At 70.2% G+C, this 18,055-nt stretch carries 17 protein-coding genes; 8 read left to right on the forward strand and 9 right to left on the reverse strand.

The annotated features are described in order from the left end of the window. The first annotated feature begins 1 nt into the window (after window position 1). Genes VSH64_RS31510 through VSH64_RS31525 form a run of 4 tightly spaced genes read left to right on the forward strand, consistent with a single transcriptional unit; the run spans window position 2 to window position 6,841 of the window. Window positions 2-778 carry an SDR family oxidoreductase gene (locus VSH64_RS31510; protein ID WP_326566383.1) on the forward strand — a complete coding sequence of 259 codons (777 nt, stop codon included), beginning with the start codon at window positions 2-4 and terminating at the stop codon, window positions 776-778. 16 nt (window positions 779-794) lie between these two features. Further along, window positions 795-2,450: a carbamoyltransferase N-terminal domain-containing protein gene (locus tag VSH64_RS31515; protein WP_326566384.1), complete on the forward strand. Its 1,656-nt coding sequence runs from the start codon at window positions 795-797 to the stop codon at window positions 2,448-2,450. Then, window positions 2,447-5,725, forward strand: a complete 3,279-nt coding sequence (locus tag VSH64_RS31520) for an MFS transporter (RefSeq protein WP_326566385.1) — start codon at window positions 2,447-2,449, stop codon at window positions 5,723-5,725. The genes VSH64_RS31515 and VSH64_RS31520 overlap by 4 nt, the downstream gene beginning before the upstream one ends. A 39-nt stretch (window positions 5,726-5,764) precedes the next feature. Further along, window positions 5,765-6,841, forward strand: a complete 1,077-nt coding sequence (locus tag VSH64_RS31525; RefSeq protein ID WP_326566386.1) for a thymidylate synthase — start codon at window positions 5,765-5,767, stop codon at window positions 6,839-6,841. Between the two features lie 153 nt (window positions 6,842-6,994). Here VSH64_RS31525 and VSH64_RS31530 read toward each other — a convergent pair whose 3' ends face one another. The 3 genes from VSH64_RS31530 to VSH64_RS31540 form a co-directional block, all read right to left on the reverse strand. Then, window positions 6,995-7,597, reverse strand: coding sequence for a hypothetical protein (locus VSH64_RS31530; RefSeq protein WP_326566387.1), 603 nt, complete (start codon window positions 7,595-7,597; stop codon window positions 6,995-6,997). Window positions 7,598-7,730: 133 nt separating this feature from the next. After that, window positions 7,731-9,305 carry a carboxylesterase/lipase family protein gene (locus tag VSH64_RS31535; protein ID WP_326566388.1) on the reverse strand — a complete coding sequence of 525 codons (1,575 nt, stop codon included), beginning with the start codon at window positions 9,303-9,305 and terminating at the stop codon, window positions 7,731-7,733. After that, complete coding sequence (locus VSH64_RS31540) at window positions 9,305-9,904, reverse strand: TetR/AcrR family transcriptional regulator (protein WP_326566390.1); 600 nt, start codon at window positions 9,902-9,904, stop codon at window positions 9,305-9,307. The genes VSH64_RS31535 and VSH64_RS31540 overlap by 1 nt, the downstream gene beginning before the upstream one ends. Window positions 9,905-10,014: 110 nt before the next feature. Between VSH64_RS31540 and VSH64_RS31545 the strand changes: the two genes are divergently transcribed. The 4 genes from VSH64_RS31545 to VSH64_RS31560 are packed head-to-tail and all read left to right on the forward strand — an operon-like array spanning window position 10,015 to window position 12,467. Continuing rightward, window positions 10,015-10,593: a VOC family protein gene (locus VSH64_RS31545; protein ID WP_326566391.1), complete on the forward strand. Its 579-nt coding sequence runs from the start codon at window positions 10,015-10,017 to the stop codon at window positions 10,591-10,593. After that, window positions 10,587-10,991 (forward strand): nuclear transport factor 2 family protein, encoded by a 405-nt coding sequence (locus VSH64_RS31550; protein ID WP_326566392.1) that lies wholly within the window; start codon window positions 10,587-10,589, stop codon window positions 10,989-10,991. Before VSH64_RS31545 ends, VSH64_RS31550 begins: the two co-directional genes overlap by 7 nt. After that, a complete protein-coding gene (locus tag VSH64_RS31555; protein WP_326566394.1) occupies window positions 10,991-11,827 on the forward strand; it encodes a fumarylacetoacetate hydrolase family protein in 837 nt (278 codons plus the stop codon). The genes VSH64_RS31550 and VSH64_RS31555 overlap by 1 nt, the downstream gene beginning before the upstream one ends. Before the next feature lies 1 nt (window position 11,828). Next, window positions 11,829-12,467: a TetR/AcrR family transcriptional regulator gene (locus VSH64_RS31560; RefSeq protein ID WP_326566396.1), complete on the forward strand. Its 639-nt coding sequence runs from the start codon at window positions 11,829-11,831 to the stop codon at window positions 12,465-12,467. Window positions 12,468-12,490: 23 nt separating this feature from the next. On the opposite strand, the gene qcrB is transcribed toward VSH64_RS31560, so the two are convergent. From qcrB to VSH64_RS31590, 6 genes are all read right to left on the reverse strand, one after another. Continuing rightward, window positions 12,491-14,086 (reverse strand): cytochrome bc1 complex cytochrome b subunit, encoded by a 1,596-nt coding sequence (gene qcrB, locus VSH64_RS31565; RefSeq protein WP_326566397.1) that lies wholly within the window; start codon window positions 14,084-14,086, stop codon window positions 12,491-12,493. Beyond that, window positions 14,083-14,475 (reverse strand): hypothetical protein, encoded by a 393-nt coding sequence (locus VSH64_RS31570; protein ID WP_326566398.1) that lies wholly within the window; start codon window positions 14,473-14,475, stop codon window positions 14,083-14,085. The genes qcrB and VSH64_RS31570 overlap by 4 nt, the downstream gene beginning before the upstream one ends. Before the next feature lie 219 nt (window positions 14,476-14,694). Continuing rightward, window positions 14,695-14,976, reverse strand: coding sequence for a muconolactone Delta-isomerase (gene catC / locus VSH64_RS31575; protein WP_326566399.1), 282 nt, complete (start codon window positions 14,974-14,976; stop codon window positions 14,695-14,697). A 7-nt stretch (window positions 14,977-14,983) separates the two neighbouring features. After that, window positions 14,984-15,823, reverse strand: coding sequence for a catechol 1,2-dioxygenase (catA, locus tag VSH64_RS31580; protein WP_326566400.1), 840 nt, complete (start codon window positions 15,821-15,823; stop codon window positions 14,984-14,986). Window positions 15,824-15,849: 26 nt separating this feature from the next. Then, the gene (locus VSH64_RS31585) at window positions 15,850-16,950 is read right to left on the reverse strand and encodes a mandelate racemase/muconate lactonizing enzyme family protein (protein WP_326566401.1); all 1,101 of its coding nucleotides are present in this window, start codon (window positions 16,948-16,950) and stop codon (window positions 15,850-15,852) included. A gap of 35 nt (window positions 16,951-16,985) precedes the next feature. Next, on the reverse strand, window positions 16,986-18,041 hold the full coding sequence (locus tag VSH64_RS31590; protein ID WP_326566402.1) for an NADH:ubiquinone reductase (Na(+)-transporting) subunit F: 1,056 nt from the start codon (window positions 18,039-18,041) through the stop codon (window positions 16,986-16,988). Window positions 18,042-18,055 lie beyond the last annotated feature (14 nt).

Consider the following 18,055-nt stretch of genomic DNA (forward strand, 5'->3'; position numbering starts at 1 on the left):
GATGAAAACCAAGGCGGGAGGCCAACGCGGAGCGGTGGTGGTGGCGGGCGCTTCGGCCGGCTTCGGCCCCCAGGTGACGCGAGTCCTGGCCGAGCGGGGGTTCACGGTGATCGCGCTCGTCCGCCGCGGTGCGCAGCCGGCCGGGCTCGCGAGGAACACCCCGGACCGGTGCGTGATCCCGGTCGCCGTCGACGTGGGTGATCGCGCGGCGCTGGACCGCGCACTGAAGAACGTGCCGGCGGACTGCCCGGAGGTGGTCGCGCTGGTGAACAACGCCGGTCTGTCCCGGGGTTTCGGGCCGCTGCACGGCGCTGATCCACGGCATTGGCGCGACCTGATCGACCCGAACCTCCGTGGTCTGTTCAACGTCACCGCGGCCGTGGTCCCCGGGTTGGTCGAGCAAGGGCACGGGCACGTCGTCACCATCGGCTCGATCGCCGCCGAGTACCCGGTTCCCGGCTCGACCGGGTGCGGCCCGACGAGAACCTTCGTGCAGCGGCTGAACCTCGGCTTGAGCGCCGATCTCGAGGGGTCCGGCGTCCGGGTCAGCTGCATCGCGCCGGGCCCTCCCGGGGCCCTGTTGTCCCACGTGCAGTTCGACGGTGCTCCCGACCACCTCCCCGACGGGGTCGAAGCACTCGCCGCCGGAGACGTTGCCGAAGCGGTCGCCCGGTGCCTGACCCTCCCGGTCCGCCTGACCGATGACCTCGGACCCCTCGCCCACCCGACGAAAGAGGCGCTCGACCGTGATCGCATGCGGACTCAATCCCACTCGTGACGGCGCCATCGCCTTGGTGGACGACGGTCGCCTCGTGTTCAGCGTCGAGCCGGCGAAAGCGGCCGACAATCCCCGAAGCAGCGCGATCCCGGACCTGCGGGTGGTGACCTCGGTGCTGGCAGACTTCGGTTACCGGCCCGAAGACGTCGACGACTGGGTGCTCGACGGTGGCGACGGCGCGGTCCCCGGCACCGTCGGGACCGGCGGCCGCGCGGTGGCGTCGGATGTGGTCGTCGGCCCGCACTGCGAGCCGGGCCCCGAGTTCGACCTGCTCGTTCCGACGGTGGACGAAGTCGTCACCCTCGATGGTGAGCGGCGGCGGTACACGAGCTACTCGCACGCGGCCGGGCACGTGCTGTCCGCCTATTGCACCAGCCCGTTCGCGCGACGCCGTGAGCCGGCGTTCGTCCTCGTGTGGGACGACGGCATGTTCCCGCGGCTGTACTGGGTGGACCCGGAGTACGGGGTGGACAACGGCGGACACTTGTTCCGGCTCATCGGCCACACCTACGCCACCGCCGTGCACCACTTCGGGCCGCTGCACCGAGAGCTTCGGTCCGATCGCGTCGACGACTTCTCCGTGCCCGAGGAACGGTTGGCGTGCCTCGCTCCCGGCAAGGTCCGCGAGTCGATCGTGACGCTGCTGTCCGAGGTGTTCGACGAAGAGCTCGCCGGTGGCTCGGAGCGCGCCCTGCGGTACCGCCGCTCGGTTGGTGGGTTCGGCAGCGCGGTCGAGCCGTCGGTGCCGGCCCTGCACCGGTTCTTCGACGTCACGCGCACCCGGCTGGCCGGCTCCGGTCACTCCGACGAGGACGTACTCGCCTCGGTCCACCGGTTCCTCGAAGACCTGCTCGTCGAGCGGCTCACCCAGCGCATCGCCGCGTGGAAGGGCTCCGGGGCGTTCAACCTCTGCTTCGCGGGCAGCTGTGCCCTGAACGCCCAGTGGAACAGCGCACTGCGCGAGTCGCCGATGGTCGATCGGATGTGGGTCCCGCCGTTCCCCGACGACTCCGGTTCGGCGATCGGCGCCGCGGCGCTCGGGATGATCCGCCACACCGGCATCGAAGCGATCGAGTGGACCGTGCGAAGCGGCCCGGAACTGCGGCCCACCACCGAGGTGCCGCGGGGCTGGATTTCGGCACCGTGCACGACGGCGGAACTGGCCCGGGTCCTGCACGAGACCGGCGAACCGGTTGTCGTGCTGGACGGCCGGGCCGAGCTGGGGCCCTGTGCCCTGGGCGGGCGCAGCGTTCTCGCCGCGGCGACCGCACCGCGGCTCGCGGACCGGGTGAACGACCTCGGGCACCGGCAACACTTCCGGCCGGGCGCACCGATCTGCGTCGTCGACGAGGCCCCGGCGATCTTCGACCCCGGCACGCCGGACCCGTACCGGCTGTTCGACCACACGGTGCGCCAGGACTGGCTCCGGCGGATCCCCGCCGTCGTCCGCCCTGACGGAACGGCCCGGCTGCAGACCGTTTCGGTCGACGACAACGAGGTGCTGGCGGAGATCCTCACCGCCTACCACCACATCAGCGGCATCCCGGTGCTGTGCGGCAGCAGCGGCTTCTTCCGCGACGTCGCCTCCGCCGCGGCCTGGGGCGGGGCCGACCGCATCTGGAGTGAAGGCACGCTGTACCAGCGCGCCGACAGCGAACCGGAGGCGCCGTGATCAGCCGGCTGCGCCAGGGACGGGAAACGCCCGGAAAACGCACCTACCTGCTGGCGATGACCATCGACTGCGTGGGCAACGGGTTGTGGACGCCCGTCGCGCTGATCTTCTTCACCCAGGCGCAGCACCTTTCCCTGGGCGAGGTCGGTGTCGCCCTCACGGTCGGCGGGCTCCTCGGCCTCCTGGCGGGGCCGGTGAACGGCCTGCTCGTGGACCGGTGGGGGCCGGCGCACGCGGCCGCCCTGAGCTACGCCGTGCGCACCGCGGTGTTCGCGCTGTTCCCCTTCGTCTCCGCCACGTGGGAGGTCGGCGTACTCGCCTTCGTAGCGGCGGCCGCGGACCGGCTGTTCTGGACAGCCAGCACCCCGCTCGTGGCTCGGTTGGTCCCGGCCGAGTCGCTCATCGGTGTGCTGAGCACGTCGAGCGTGCTGAAGGTCATCGGGTGGGCGCTCGGCGGCGCGATCGGCGCGACCGCCGGCGGGTTGCTGATCGGCAGCGCAACGGGCCTGCACTTGGTCGCCTACGTGAACGGCCTCACCTACGTGGTGGCCATGGTCCTGGTGCTCACGGTGCGCCGGCACGTCCGCCCCCAGCGGGACCGGTCCTCAGTGGACAGGCGAGCGTGGCGGTGGCGCGACCTCCGCGACGATCCCGGCTTCCTGGGGTTGTGTCTGCTCACGCTCGCGCTGGCGTTCATCTCCGACTGCCTGGCCGCGATGCTCCCGGTGGTCGCCATCGTGGTGCTGAGGCAGCCGGCGTGGGTGCCCGGAGTGGTGGTCGCCGTCACCTGCGTGTCGATGGCCGTGGCCCGGCGGCCCGCGGTCGCCTACGCGCAGCGCATTTCCGCCCCGCGGGCACTGCGGTTGGCGACCGTCCTGTTCGGACTTTCGTTCGTCGTCATGGCGGCCACCGGCTGGGCGGGACCGGCCACGACCGCCGTCGTGCTCTGCGCGGCCCTGGTCGGCACGCTCGGCGACGCGTTGTTCGCCCCGGTCGTCACCACCATGGCGAACGCCGCCGCCCCAGCGGGTCTGGAAGGTCGCTACAGCGCGACTTTCCAGACGTCGTGGGGAATCGCGGGGGCAGCCGCGCCCGCGGCCGGGACGGCACTGCTGTCGCAGGGCAACACCGTCCTGTGGCTCGGCCTGGCTGCCGCCTGCGTGGTGACGGTTCCGGCGGTCGGGTTCCTCACGCGACCGACCCGGCCGGTGGCGACGCCGGAGCCGGGGTCGATGCGGCGGATCGTCGTCGGCGGAATTTCCGGTGCGGGCAAGACGACCTTGGCCGCGACGCTCGCCGGCGCGCTCGGCATCCGGCACATCGAAATGGACGCGCTCTACCACGGGCCCGGGTGGACCCACCGGGCGGAGTTCGAGGGTGACGTGGAGCGCGCCACGCGGGCACCGTCGTGGATCTGCGACGCCCAGTACCACTGGGTGGTCGGCGACTTGCTCGGCGACCGCGCCGACACGTTCGTGTGGCTCGACCTGCCCCGCCGAACCGTGATGAGCCGGGTGCTGCGGCGGTCGGTGGCGCGGGCCGCCACCGGCCGGCAGCTGTGGCACGGCAACCGGGAGACCTGGAGGTCGATGCTGCGCAACCCGCGCCACCCGTTGCGCTGGGCCTGGTCCCAGCACGCGACCCGGCGGGCCGAGACGGCCGCCTTTCTCGACCTGCACCCCGACCTCACCGTCGTTCACCTGACCAGCGCGAGGGAAGCGCGCCAGTGGCTGCGCTCGATTCCGGCCCCGGCCCGTCCGCAGCGGACCACCTCGGCAGTGCCCCATCAGACCACTTCGCCCCATCTGACCCCTTCGCCCCACCGCCAACCACTCAGCGCAGGAGGAACCACCATGCAGGAACAGCAACGAGAATCCGCTTCGCCGGGCGAGCCGCTGCTCGAGATCCACGGCGGCAACCGGATCTCCGGATCCGTCCGAACGTCCGGGTTCAAGCACTCCCTCGTCACCGCCGCGGCCGCGGCAGCCACCGCGAGCGCGCCGGTGCGCATCAGGAACTGCCCGGACATCGTCGAAACCACGGTGCTGGGCGAGCTCTTCCGGGCCTCGGGCGCGACCGCGTCCTACGACGGACCGACCGAGACGTTCACCCTCGATGCGTCCACTTGGGACGGTGCCGAGCTGCCGGCCGAGCTCGTGAGCCGGATCCACGGCTCGCTCTACCTGCTTCCCGCCCTCATCTCCCGCAACGGCGTGGCCCGGCTGCCCGCGAGCGGCGGCTGTCGGATCGGTGAAGGACCCCGCGGGCGGCCCGTGAAGCACATCCTGGACGTGATGGAGAGGTTCGGAGCCACCACCCGGCTCACCGCGGACGGTTCCGTGGAGCTCACCGCGGATCGGTTCAAGCCGTGCACCATCGACATGCTCGACTACACGCGCAACAAGGCGCTCATGAGCGGCCCGTGTTACGGCGGTGCGGTCAAAACCGCGCTGCTCATGGGTGCGGTCACGCACGGGACGACCACACTGCACCACCCGTACCCCAAGCCCGACGTGACCGATCTGGTCACGGTGCTGCGCGACCTCGGCGCCGACATCGAGATCACCACGCCCGAAACGTGGGTGATCCACGGCCGCGGTCCGGAGTCGCTCAACCGGCCCGTCGACCGCACGCTGGTCCCCGACCTGATCGAGGTGATCACCTGGATCTGTGCCGGCGTCGTGCTGGCGGACGAACCGCTGCGGATCACCGGCCCGGGGATCGACCGCGCGGTCCGCGCGCTCGCACCCGAGTTCGATCTGTTGGACCGCATGGGAGTCCGCGTCGACGTCGACACCCACGAGGTGACCGTGCACCCGTTGACGAAGCCATTGCGGCCCGTCGAGTTCACCGCCGCGTCGCGAGGCGTGTTCAGCGACAGCCAGCCGTTCTTGGCTCTGCTGGCGGCGTACGCGGAAGGCCCCACCTACATCACCGAAGGCGTGTGGGAGCACCGGTTCGGCTTCGTCCCGGAGCTGGCAGCGCTCGGCATGCGGACGGCGGTCGACGGCACGATCCTGCGCGTCGACGGTCCCTGTGCGCCGCACCGGCCCGGCAACGACCTCTACGCCACCGATCTGCGCGCCGCCGCGGTCCTGCTTCTCGCCGCGCTCGCGGTACCGGGCCGGACCTCGCTGCGCAACCACCACCACCTCGCCCGGGGCTACCGCGACCTCGTCGCGGACCTGGTGAACCTGGGCGCCGACATCCGGCACACGACCGCACCCGACGTCCTTCCGAAGGTCCCGGCGGGTGCCGGCGCCGACCGGGCCTGACCCTCAGCCGTCCGAACGCACACCGTTCAGGAGTTCACCATGAGCCGCAACATCAACGAAGCCCTGCTGGACGTGCTCACCACCATCGACCGGAACGGAACGCCCGTGCCCTCGCGCGGCGGGGAGCAGAAAGAGGTCCTGGGCGCGCTCGTCACCATCGACCGGCCGAGCGAGCGCGTCCTCACCGTCCCACAGCGCAACAACAACGTGTTCGCCCAGCTCGCGGAGACGCTCTGGGTCCTGTCCGGTCGCAACGACCTCGAGTTCCTCGGCCGGTACCTGCCGAGGGCCGCCGACTTCTCCGACGACGGTTCGACGTGGCGCGCCGCGTACGGCCCGCGGCTGCGCGCCTGGGGCCCGCAGCGCATCGACCAGCTCGCCGCGATCCGGGCGCGGTTGTCCGAAGACCCGCTGACCAAGCGGGCCGTCGCCACGATCTTCGACCCGGCGGCCGACCACGTCGACTCGCTCGACGTGCCGTGCAACAACTGGCTGCACTTCCTCCAGCGGGACGGCGAACTGCACCTCAGCGTGGCGGTGCGCGCCAACGACGCGATCTGGGGCTTCTCGGGCATCAATGTCTTCGAATGGAGCGTGCTGCAGGAGATCGTGGCCCGCACCTTCGGCTGGACCGTGGGCCGGATGTCCTGGTACGTGGGCACTCTGCACGTGTACGAGCGCCACTACGCCACCGCGGAGAAGCTCCTTCGGCACCACGGCATGCGCAGCGCGTACGAGTACGGCCTTTCCCCGCTGCCCATCGAGTCCGGTTTGGACACCCTCGACGCCGTACTCGACACCGTGCTCGAAGCGGAATCCGCCGCCCGCAACGGCGCGACCGGCCACGCCCGGCGCCTCACCGACCTGATCACCGACCCGTTCTTCAATGCCGCCGCCACCATGCTTCGCGCCTACCACGCGTTCAAGGACCCGGAACGCCCCGAGGAGGCGCTGCGCATCGCGGCCGAGCTCCCACCCTCCGACCTTCGGCTCGCGGCCCTCGAATACCTGGGCCGGCGGGCGAAAACCCGCGACCTTCCGCTCCTGCCGGCCGAGCGGGAGTACCTCGAGTACTACTGGGCGCTGTCCGACCGGCTGGCCACCACTGCTGCTTGATCGACCGGCAGATCCCCTGGTCCCGCCTTCGACGCCGAGGGCGGGACGCGGCCGGTGATCGACAGTCCGAGCGTCTCGGAGCTGGTGGTGAGGCGCTCGGACCGCCGGTCGGCACCGTGAAGGTACGCCGGCCTTGCTGAGCTGGGTGGCCCGCTACTCCGTGGCCGCAGGGGCCTTGCCGGGCGAGGGGCGAAGTCGGGTCCGCGAGCGGCCGGCCCAGTAGACCCAGCCGAAGATCATCAGGGCGTCGACGAGGCCGCAGACGAGGCCGACGGTGAAGTCGACCTCGTCGGGGCGGTGGAGGTCCACCGCGGCTGCCGGGTCGGCGATCACGGGGATGAGTGAGCCGGGCTTGTCGCCGTTGGTGGCGACGATGCCGTGTTGGCCGTCGGGGGCGACGACGGCCAGGGCGTGCTTCGTGTATTTGCTCGGGGGTGTGAACTGCGCGGCGGTCCAGTGGTCGGTGTAGCCGGTTGCGGTCGCCTGCACCTGCACGCCGCGCGTCTCCAGGACGAAGCCGTCGACGGCGGCGAGGCCGGCCATGAAGACGATCACGAGGTGGATGCCGGCGACGAAGACGCTCAGTCCGACAAACACCCCGGACCGGGCCAGGATCGCCGGGACCACGAGGATCAGGGCGGCGCTGAGCCAGATCAGCAGAGTGCCGCCGCCGCGGTGGAACACGTTCAGCCCGACACCGAGCCAGGTCACCGCGACCAGCGCGAGGGTGACCAACACCGTGCGTACCCAGATCATGGGCGAAATCGTAGTGGCGAGGGGTGGCGGTGTGCGGCGTGTTCCTGCCGGAGTTCGCGCGGTCGGGGTCGCTCGGGTGGTGATTCGGGCGGGACGACGCGGACATCGCCGTCCCGCCCGAGGGAATCGGTTCTCAGTGGACGGTCACCCAGAAGCCGCACTGGTGTTGCGCGGCCACGTTGGCCTCCTGGATGTGGCCCGGAGCCAGCTGGAGTTGACGCGTGCCCGAAGTCGTGGGCCAGAACGGGGCGCCGGCGTGGTTCGGGTTGCCGGTGCGGGCGAAGGTGGTCCAGTAGGCGATCATGGTGGCCGCGAGGGACTGCTGGCCGGGCGTGCGCAGGAGGTTGGTGCCGCCCAGGTCGAAGAGTGAGGGTAGGTCCGAGGCGTGTGCGGCGCCCGGGGAGAAGCCCGGGATGGTGATGCCGTTGACGTTCGGCGCGGACGGGTCGGCGAATTCGTAGGGGTACACCGTGGTGTGCGCGGCCAGTTCGCGGTCGCCGGTGGCCGTGGGGCAGGCCCAGGCCGCGTCGGTGGTGGCGGTGGACCAGGCGAGGAGCGCGGAGCCGTACCGGGAGATCGGGTAGTGGGCGGCGACGCGGTCAGCATCAGGTCCGAAAGCGTTGCGCAGCAAGGTCGGGTAGGTCTGGTCGGTGATGAGGGTCGGGTCGGCCATGGCGGCGCCGCCCGCGAAGGCGCGTTGTTCGTCGCGGTTGCCGCCGGAGATTACCGGGACGCGGAGGAACTGGCGGTGGCGCAGGGCGGTGGACGGGTCCAACGGAAGAACTGGTGTGCCGTAGGACAAGTGGTCGGAGAAGCTCTGGTTGAGGGGTACGAGGTCGGCGGCGGGTTTGGCGCGCATGCAGGCGAGCTCGTTGCCGGTGCAGCCGTTGCTGTGGGCCGTTTCGACGCCGTCGGCCTGGTCCTGGTGCAGCGAAAGGTACGGCCGGTCCGCGGGGACGCCCGGGAAGAGCGCGCCGGCGGGCCAGTCGAGTTTGCAGGAGCCCGAAGAGATGATCGCCTTGTCGACGAGGCCGCGCGCCTGCGGTGAGGTGAGCATGGCGCACACCGACATGCCGCCGGCCGACTCGCCGAAGATGGTCAGGTTGTCGGCGTCGCCGCCGAACGCGGTCGCGTTGCGCTTGGCCCAGCGCAGGCCCGCGATCTGGTCCTGCAGCCCGAAAGTGCCCGAACCGCGCAGGCCGGGGAGGCCGTAGTAGCCGAAGATGCCGAGGCGGTAGTTGAGCGTGACGACGATGACGTTGCCCTGCGCCGCCAGCCGGTCGGCGTTGTAGCCGTCGCCCGCCCCGCTGGTGTAGCCGCCGCCGTGCCACCACACCATCACGGGCAGCTTCGCGCCAGGCGCGACGTGCCGCGGAGTCGTGACGTTCACGAACAGACAGTCCTCGTCGGCCGACGCGGGCTGGCCCGGACCGGCTGCCGTTTGCGGACAGCTGCTGCCGCGCTGCGTGGCTTCGCGGACGCCGGACCAGTGCGCCGCCGGCTGCGGCGAAGCCCAGCGCAGCGCACCGACTGGCGGCTTCGCATACGGCACCCCGAGAAAGTGCCGCGTGGTCTCGTTCTCGTTGCCGTGCAAGGTGCCGGAGTCGACGTGGACGGTGAGCGGCGCGTCGGGCGTTGCCGCGCTCGCTTGCGTGGTGGACAGAACGAGCAGTGCCGCGACCGCGGCGACGATTCCGGAACGCCTCATCAGTTTCCCCTCACTGAAGTGGTGGCGAGATCGAACAGGGTCTGCAGTTCCGACGCGTACGGCTCGACCGAGCCACCTCCGGCGATGTGGACCAGTGCGGCATCGAGCGCACCGCGGATGGTGGCGTACATGACGCCGACGTCGAACGCCCGGAACTCACCGCGCTCCTGGCCTTCGCGCAGCGCCGCCTCGACATCCGACCTCTCCTGCGTGTGCCGCCGGTGCTTCGCGCGCGACACGCCTTCCGCATACACGGCCGTGAGCGCGGCCATTTCGGTCGGGTGAGCGGCGTACAGCTCGACACTGCCGCCGATGAACGTCAACAAGAGATCGCGCGGCGAGGTCACCGCCCGCATCCGCGGCACCAGGAACGCCGCGCCGGTGTCGTACACCGACCGCACCACCTGCTCGATCAGCTCGGCGCGGTCGCGGAAGTGGTACGTGAGCACGCCGCGGCTGACCCCGGCCCGTTCGGCGATGCGCACCGTGGACGCCTGCGCGAGCCCGACCTCGGCGATCAGCTCGATCGCGCACCGCACCAGCTGCTCGCGCCGCGCTGCGTGGATGAACGACGGCGCCTCGTCGTTCTGAACAGGCATGTTCAAAAGCTAGCAGCCCTGTTGGGAAACGGCCACCCGAACGGACTTTGACTTGGAGTCAAGTCAAGGTTTACCTTCGAAAGACCCCCGAACCCAGCCCTGGAGGAGATATGGCTTCACCGGCGAAGCTCTCCCACGTCGTGCTGTACAGCCGGCAGCTGCCGGCCATGCGCGACTGGTACGTGAACACCCTCGAGGGCCGCGTGGTGCACGAGACGCCCGGCCTGGTCTTCCTGACCTACGACGACGAGCACCACCGCATCGCGATCGCCGATCCGACGACGGCGATCCCCGACACCGAGATCGCGGATCTGGTGGGCGCGCCGAAGAACGACCTCACGCCCGAAGACCTCGCCGAGCTGCCGTTGCACGGGCTCGCGCACGTGGCCTTCACCTACCACTCCCTGCAGGACCTGCTCGAAACCTGGGAACGCCTCGACGCCGACGGCGTGCAGCCGGTGCTGGCCATCAACCACGGGCCCACGACGTCGGTCTACTACGCCGATCCCGACGGCAACCAGCTCGAGCTCCAGATCGACAACTTCCCGACCACCGAGGAGGGCACGGCCTTCATGCAGTCCGAAAGCTTCGCGCGCAATTCGTTCGGCGTGGTGTTCGACCCCGCCGCGCTCCTGGCCGAATTGCGGGCCGGGAAGTCGCAGCCGGAACTGACGGTGCCGACGTGGTGAACGAGGCGCGGTTGGCGTGCGAAGACGTGGTACGCAAGTCGTTCCGGCTCATCGACGACGGTCACGCGGGCGCTTCGGCCGACTGCTACACAGCTGACGCCACGCTCGTGATGGCCGCCGCGCAGGAGGTGCGCGCCGAAGGTGCGCAGATCCGCGCGGCCATGCGCCGGCGTGAGCAGGAGGACCGGCGGACGCTGCACGTGGTGTCACCGTCGTCGTTCGAGCTCGACGCCGATCGCGCCGAGTGCCACTGCGACCTGCAGGTCTTCGCGTTGAGCGATCCGGCCACCGCACCGAACCTGCGCACGCTCAGCCGGGTGCACGACGTGCTCAAGCGCGAAGACGGCCAGTGGCTCATTGCCGAACGTCGCATCACCGTGCTGGCGGGAGGTCGCTGATGCGCCTCTACCGGACCACGCAGGGGTTGGCCCGCGGCGACGGCGACGAGCTGCTGCTGCTCGACGTGCCCCACCACGACGTGGCCGAACTGCTGGCGGACAACGCGCAGCACGCCACCGTGAAGGCGAGGATTCCGCTGGCGGAAGCGAAGCTGCTTTCGCCGGTCGCAAAACCGAAAACCGTGGTGATCGTGGGCGCCAACTACACCGGCCACATCGCCGAAGCCGGGCTGCAGGTGCCGACCAGCCCGGCGTTTTTCCCCATCACCCCGGGGCCGGACCTGTTCGTGGGCCCCGACTCCCCGATCGTGTTGCCGGCCGAAGCGCCGGACCAGGTGGACTACGAAGCCGAGCTGGCGATCGTCCTCGGAGCCCCCGCGCGCGGCGTCACAGCCGAGGACGCGGCGCGGTACATCGCCGGCTTCACCGTGGCCAACGACGTGTCGGCCCGCGACGTGCAGTTCCGCGGCATGGCCAACGGTGCCGTCACCGACCTGACGCTTCTCCAGCGCGCCAAGGGATTCCCCACGTTCAAGCCGCTCGGCCCCGCGGTGGTCACGCCGGACGAGCTCGGCACCGACCTCACCGTGACCACCCGCGTCAACGGCGTGCTCAGGCAACAGGGCCGCACGAGTGAGATGCTGTTCCCGGTGGCCGAGCTCGTCGCGGCTGTCTCGGCGAAGATCCCGCTCGCGGCGGGAGACGTGATCCTCACCGGGACACCCGCCGGCGTCGCGCTCGCGTCGGGCGCGTACCTGCGTGCGGGTGACGTGGTCGAGGTGAGCGTGGACGGGATCGGCAGCCTGCGCAACGAGGTGAGCACAGGAGGAAGCTGACATGAGTTCCGAGAAGCGCACCGCGCCGCCTCGCGGGCAGCGGCGCGCGGCGCTGATCGAGGTGGCCGCCGACCTGTTCGCCCGCAAGCCCTACGACGAGATCTACATCAGCGAGATCGCCGAGGCCGCCGGGGTCGCGCACGGGCTGTTGTTCTACCACTTCAAGGACAAGCGCGGCCTCTACCTCGCCGTGCTCCAGCAGGCGCTCGACGAGCTCGTGGACCTGCACCGCCCCCGCGAAGACGAGCTCACTCGCGAGCAGCGCATGCGCGGCCTGCTGCGCCGCCACATCGACTACCGGCGCGCCCACGTGCACACCATGCTCGCGTTCATCCGCGCCGGCGGCCAGGACCCGGAAGTGGACGAGCTTTTCGAACGGGCCCGCCGCGCCGGCGCCGAGTTCGTGGTCGACCTGCTGGGTCTCACCACGGAACCGCCGCCGCGCGTGCGGGTCGCGATCCGCGGCATCATGGGCCTGCTCGACGAGACCACCCTCGACTGGCTCACCCACGACTGCGACGTGCCCGCGCCCGAGCTCGAAAACCTCGTGTACGACGCGATCGTCGCCATTCTCGCCACGGTTTCCTCGGCGCACCCCGAGCTGGGTGACGCGGTCGCGGATCTGCACGCGGCCGCGTAACCCAGCTCAGCTCTCAAAGAGGCTCAATGCCCCTGCTTCACGCGGCTGATCGCCGCCGTCTCCTCCGGGGGGTCGGGGGTAAGCAGGGAACCGGGCACGGCGCGCCCGGCGGCGCCGAGCTTGTTCATCTTCTTCGGCACCGTCGCGCCCTGGTAGTCGAGCGGGATCGGGTGCCCGTGGCCGTCCACCGGGCCGAGCGGCTGGTGGATCTCCAGGTAACCGCCGGACGGCGAGCGCGTGATGATGCCCGTCTCGATGCCGTGTTCGAGCACCTCGCGGTCGGCGCGCTGCAGGCCCAGGCACACCCGGTAGGTGATGAAGTACGCCAGCGGCGGCACCACCAGCACCCCGATCCGGCCGGCCCACACAGTCGCGTTGAGCGAGATGTCGAACTGGTCGGCGATGATGTCGTTGAAGCCCGAAAGCTCGATCACCGCGAAGAACCCCAGCGCCATCATGCCCAGCGACGTGCGCACCGGCGCGTCGCGCGGGCGGTTGAGGAGGTTGTGGTGCGCGGTGTCCTTGGAGAGCTTCCGTTCCAGGAACGGGTACGACAGCAGCAGCACGAACAGCACCGGCATCCCGACGGCGCCGGGGAAGAACACGGCCGGGATCGTGTAGTTGCCGAGGTAGACCTCCCACGCCGGCCAGATGCGCAGCAGGCCGTCGGCCCACGCGAGGTACCAGTCGGGTTGTGAGCCGGCCGAGACCTGCGACGGGTTGTACGGCCCGATGTTCCAGATCGCGTTGATCTGGAACAGACCCGCGAGCAGCGAAAGCACGCCCGTCACGAGCGTCATGAACGCCAGGGCCTTGAGCGCGAACGCCGGGAAGATGCGAATGCCGACGACGTTCGTTTCCTTGCGCCGCACGCCCGGGAACTGCGTGTGCTTCTGGTACCAGATGATGCCCAGGTGCGCCGCGACCAGCGCGAGCATGATGCCCGGGATGATCAGGATGTGGACCGTGTACAGGCGCGGGATGATCTGGTTGCCGGGGAACTCGCTGCCGAACACCGCCCAGTGGATCCACGTGCCGATCACGGGGATCGACAGGATGATGCCCGACAGCGTCGCGCGGATGCCGGTACCCGAGAGCAAGTCGTCGGGCAGCGAGTAGCCGAAGAAGCCCTCGAACATGCCCAGGATGAGCAGCGTCGCGCCGATCACCCAGGTCGCTTCACGCGGACGGCGGAACGCGCCGGTGAAGAACACGCGGCACATGTGCACCATCATCGCGGCGATGAAGATCAGCGCGGCCCAGTGGTGCAGCTGCCGCACGAACAGGCCGCCGCGCACCGCCGTCGAGATGTCGAGGGTGCTTTCGAACGCCCGCGACATCTCCAGGCCCTGCATGTTGGTGAAGTTGCCGTGGTAGGTGACCTCCTCCATGGAGGGGTCGAAGAACAAGGTGAGGTACACCCCCGACAGCAGGATCACGATGAAGCTGTACAGCGCGACCTCACCCAGCAGGAACGACCAGTGCGTGGGGAACACCTTGTTCATCTGGTGCCGAAGACCCTTCGACACGTGGTACCGGACGTCGACCGCGTCCGCCGCCGTGCCCGCGGCCTTGAGCACGGCCGGGTCGGTCTTGGTCGGTCTGGTCAGTGAGCTCATGCGATCCTCACTCGCCTGCGCAGGACGGCCACCGCGAACACGGCGCCTGACAACTGGACGAGGAAGAGCACCCCGTTTGTGACATCCGGCGGCCCGAACCACCCGACCGAGATGAAGGACACCGCCATCGAGACACCCAGCAGGATCGCTCCCGAGCGCCCTCGCGAGCGCAGATGCCGCCAGACACCGGTTCCGGAGAGCGCCAGCACGAGCACGGCCTGCCCGAGGGTCACCGCGGTGTCCGGGTGCCGCGCCACCAGCACGCCGACACCGACGCAGTGCAGCGCGACGATCACGAGCAGTACGCGGTCGATCCGCGCGAACAACGGTGGGTGCTTCACCACGGCGTGCCCGTTCACCCGCGGCACGACCTCGGGACTCTGGCTCATCGCGGTCCTCCTGCCGAATCACTCCCGGCGAGCCGGCCGCCGCGGGCCCGGTTCGCGCCCCGTTAATCTGGACACTCAATATCCAGGTTCAGGGGACAAGGATCCGGCGTCGCCGCCTCACTCGTATTGTCAAACTGGATGTTAAACATCCCGAATAGAGACCGTCAAGACCACGGACGCGCGAGCCCGCTCACGCGTCCGTGGTCTTCGGTGAGAACCTCAGCCGGCCACCGCGGACGGGTGCTGCGCCAACGGGGTCACGGTCACCTTCATGTACTTGAACAGCGGCAGGTTCCACAACAGCTCGTGGAGCTCGCCGTTGTCCGCCACGTCGAACACGCTCAGGTTCGAGTACTCACCCACGACCCGCCACAGGTGCACCCACTTCCCCGCCCGCTGAAGCTTCTGGCTGTACGCCTTCTCCGTGGCCAGGAGCTCGTCGCGGAACTGCGCGTCGAGGTCGAGGGGCAGGTCGACGTCCATCCGGACCGCGAACAACATGCCGGCCTCAGGCGGGGTCGAGCACGAAGTCGTAGCGGACCTCTTCGCCGTCGCCGGTGGCGGTCGGGGCCAGGATCAGCGCGTCCTTCACCGCCGTGGCGATGTCGTCGCCCACGTGCTCGCCGCCGTCGAAGTACAGCTGCGTAGTGATGAGCTGGTGGCCGGGCGCCGACACCTTGATGTGCAGGTGCGCCGGGCGCCACGCGTGCCAGCCGGCGGCGGCGATGAGCGCGCCCGTCGCACCGTCGGTCGGGATCTGGTAGGGCGCCGGGTGGATCGTGTGGATCGAGAAGTTGCCCTCGGCGTCGGCGGTGAAGCGGCCGCGCAGGTTCCACTCCGGGATGCCGGGCGCGAACTGCGAGTACAGGCCGGCGTCGTCGGCCTGCCAGAAGTCCACGACGGCGCCCGCGAGCGGCTCACCCGACACCGTGCGCGCCTGGCCGAAGAACCGCAGCGGCGTGCCGGCCTCACCGTCGCGCATCGGCAGCGTGGCTTCGGCGCCGAACTCGGGCGCGCCTTCGACGTAGTACGGGCCCTCGATGCTGCCGGCGGTGCCCTCGCGGCTGGCGTTGGCGACCTTCTCGACCTCGTGCTCGAGGAACACGTCGAGGAACAGCGGCCACTCGCCGTCTTCGCCGACGCGGATGAGCCAGGCCTTGAACGCGTTGTACTCATCGTAGGTCAGCTGGTGCTTGCGCACGACCTCGTGCAGGGCGGCCAGCGCGTCGGTGGCGATGGCGTCCACGCGCGCCGCGTCGCTGGCGGCGGAGCTCTTGGCCCGCTCCTGGAACCGCTCGGTCGCCGACGCGCCCGAAGCTGCGGCGGTGGGGGAAACGACTTCGGTCATGGTGCTACCTCTCTTCGTGGTGGGAATCAGTCCTGGCGATAGCGGGCGAGCTTGTCCTCGTCGAGCTGGATGCCGAGGCCGTGGCCCTGGGGTACGCGCAGCTCGCCGTGCTGGATGCGCAGCGGCTCGGCGAGCAGGTCGTCGGTCATGTCCAGGAAGTTGGACAGCTCCCCCGCCCGCCGTGAGGTGAGCTCGAACGCGGCCCCGAACGTCGCCGCGCACAGCGAGCCGATCTGGCCGTCGATCTGGTTGCCGAGCACGACTTCGACCCCGAGCCCGGCGCACTGGCTGAGCACGCGCTGGGAGTAGGTGAAGCCGGTGCGGGCGGTTTTGATGCTGACGCCGTGGGACGCCCCCGCGAGCAGCTCGCGCGTGACTTCGCCGGGCCGCGTGGCGCTTTCGTCGGCGTAGAGCGGGATCCGGCTCTGCGTGGCGAGCCAGCGGCGGCCCAGCACGTCGTCGGCCGGGCACAGCTCCTCGGCGAAGAGCAGGCCGACGTCGTCGAGCGCCCGCAGCGCGGCGGCCGCCTCCGACGCCGTCCAGCCGCGGTTGCCGTCGATGTAGAGCTCGACGTCGTCGCCGAGGCCGGCCCGCAGCGCGCGGCACACGTCCACGTCGAGGCGCACCGGCCGGCGGCCCACCTTGACCTTGAACGTGGTGATGCCGTAGAGGTCGCGCACCCGCTCGGCCTCGTCGACCATCTCGCCCGGCTGCGCGAACCCGACCATGTGGCACACGCGCATGCGGTCGGTGTAGCCGCCGAGCAGCTCGGTCACGGACACGCCGAGGCTCTGTCCGATGAGGTCCCACAACGCCATGTCGATCGCGCTCTTCGCGGCCGGGTTCCCCACCGTGCGGTCGAGTTTGGCGTGCACGGCCTCGCGCGCCAGCGGCGACATCCCGAGCAGCTGCGGCGCGAAGACCGAGTCGATCACGGCCTTGATCGAGCCCTGGGTCTCGCCGTAGGTGAACGGCCGCGGCGGGGCCTCGGCGGTCCCCACCAGACCATCGTCGGTGTGCACCCGCACGAGGATGTGTGCGGCCGTGTCCACCTCACCGCTCGCGAACCGCAACGGTTTGCGGTACGGCACGGCGAACGGGATCGCCTCGATTCTGGTGACTTTCACTTCTACCTCGCGATCCTTTCAGCGGGTGCGGCGGATCAACGCCGGATCAGCGGGCTGCGCACCACGTGGGTGCCGGCGGCGCGGTCGGCGGAGTCGAAGAAGTCCTCGCGGTAGATGTCGCGGGGGAACAACCGCGCCTTCATCAGCGCCTTCATCGTGTCCGACACCATGTCCGGGCTGCCGCAGATGTAGGCGACGTGCCCGCCGGCGCGGGGGTAGTCCTCGGCCAGCAGCGCCGGCACCCGGCCGGAGCGGCCCTGCCAGTCGTCGCGGGAAAGGGCCGGGCGGTAGGTGAACCAGTCGGCGCGGGCTTCGAGCTCCTCGAAGTACTCGCGGTCGTACAGGTCGTCCTTGGTGGCCACGCCGTGGTAGAGCGTCACCTGCTGGCCACCGCCGCCGTCTTCGTCGAGGTGGCGGATCATCGACTTGAGCGGTGCCAGCCCGGTGCCCGAACCCAGCAGCAGGATCGGCTGTGTCCGAAGTGGACGGAACGAGAACCGGCCGTACGGCCCCGACAGCGTGACCTCGTCGCCGGCGGCCAGGTCGCGGAACACCCAGCCGTCGGTGGCGACGCCGTTTTCCGAACGCTTGAGGTGCAGCTCGATCTTCGAGCCGTCGGCCGGGGTGCTCGCGATCGAGTACGGCCGCTGGTGCCCGCCCGGCACGTCCAGCAGCACGTACTGCCCGGGGTTGAACTTCATCGGTTCCTCGAGCGCCAGCACCAGCCGGCGCACGTCGGGCGCGATCTCGTCGAGGCTGTCCACCCGGGCGCGGAAGTCGCGCACCGGGTGGACGCCGACGCCCTCGTCCATGTCGACTTCACCCTCGAGCACCACGTCGCCGCGCGGCTGGGCCACGCAGATCAGCGCGGCGCCCTCGTCGCGTTCGCTTTCCAGCAACGCGTACGGCGACGCGTCGCCCAGGTCGACCTCACCGTCGAGGATCTGGGCCTTGCAGGTGCCGCACGTGCCGTGGGTGCAGGCGTGCGGAAGCCAGATGCCCTCGCGCAGGCACGCGTCGAGAACGGTCTGGTCCTCCCGGCACTGGATCTCCGCACCGATCGGTTCCACGCGGATGGTGTGCGTCGTCACGAACTTTGCCTCCG

The sequence above is a fragment of the Amycolatopsis rhabdoformis genome (assembly GCF_035918295.1).
Lineage (GTDB): Bacteria > Actinomycetota > Actinomycetes > Mycobacteriales > Pseudonocardiaceae > Amycolatopsis > Amycolatopsis rhabdoformis.

Coding starts and splice junctions, on each gene's coding strand:
- VSH64_RS31510 (WP_326566383.1), top strand. CDS start 2: ATGAAAACCAAGGCGGGAGGCCAACGCGGAGCGGTGGTGGTGGCGGGC.
- VSH64_RS31525 (WP_326566386.1), top strand. CDS start 5,765: ATGAGCCGCAACATCAACGAAGCCCTGCTGGACGTGCTCACCACCATC.
- VSH64_RS31530 (WP_326566387.1), bottom strand. CDS start 7,597: ATGATCTGGGTACGCACGGTGTTGGTCACCCTCGCGCTGGTCGCGGTG.
- VSH64_RS31535 (WP_326566388.1), bottom strand. CDS start 9,305: ATGAGGCGTTCCGGAATCGTCGCCGCGGTCGCGGCACTGCTCGTTCTG.
- VSH64_RS31540 (WP_326566390.1), bottom strand. CDS start 9,904: ATGCCTGTTCAGAACGACGAGGCGCCGTCGTTCATCCACGCAGCGCGG.
- VSH64_RS31545 (WP_326566391.1), top strand. CDS start 10,015: ATGGCTTCACCGGCGAAGCTCTCCCACGTCGTGCTGTACAGCCGGCAG.
- VSH64_RS31555 (WP_326566394.1), top strand. CDS start 10,991: ATGCGCCTCTACCGGACCACGCAGGGGTTGGCCCGCGGCGACGGCGAC.
- VSH64_RS31560 (WP_326566396.1), top strand. CDS start 11,829: ATGAGTTCCGAGAAGCGCACCGCGCCGCCTCGCGGGCAGCGGCGCGCG.
- qcrB (WP_326566397.1), bottom strand. CDS start 14,086: ATGAGCTCACTGACCAGACCGACCAAGACCGACCCGGCCGTGCTCAAG.
- VSH64_RS31570 (WP_326566398.1), bottom strand. CDS start 14,475: ATGAGCCAGAGTCCCGAGGTCGTGCCGCGGGTGAACGGGCACGCCGTG.
- catC (WP_326566399.1), bottom strand. CDS start 14,976: ATGTTGTTCGCGGTCCGGATGGACGTCGACCTGCCCCTCGACCTCGAC.
- catA (WP_326566400.1), bottom strand. CDS start 15,823: ATGACCGAAGTCGTTTCCCCCACCGCCGCAGCTTCGGGCGCGTCGGCG.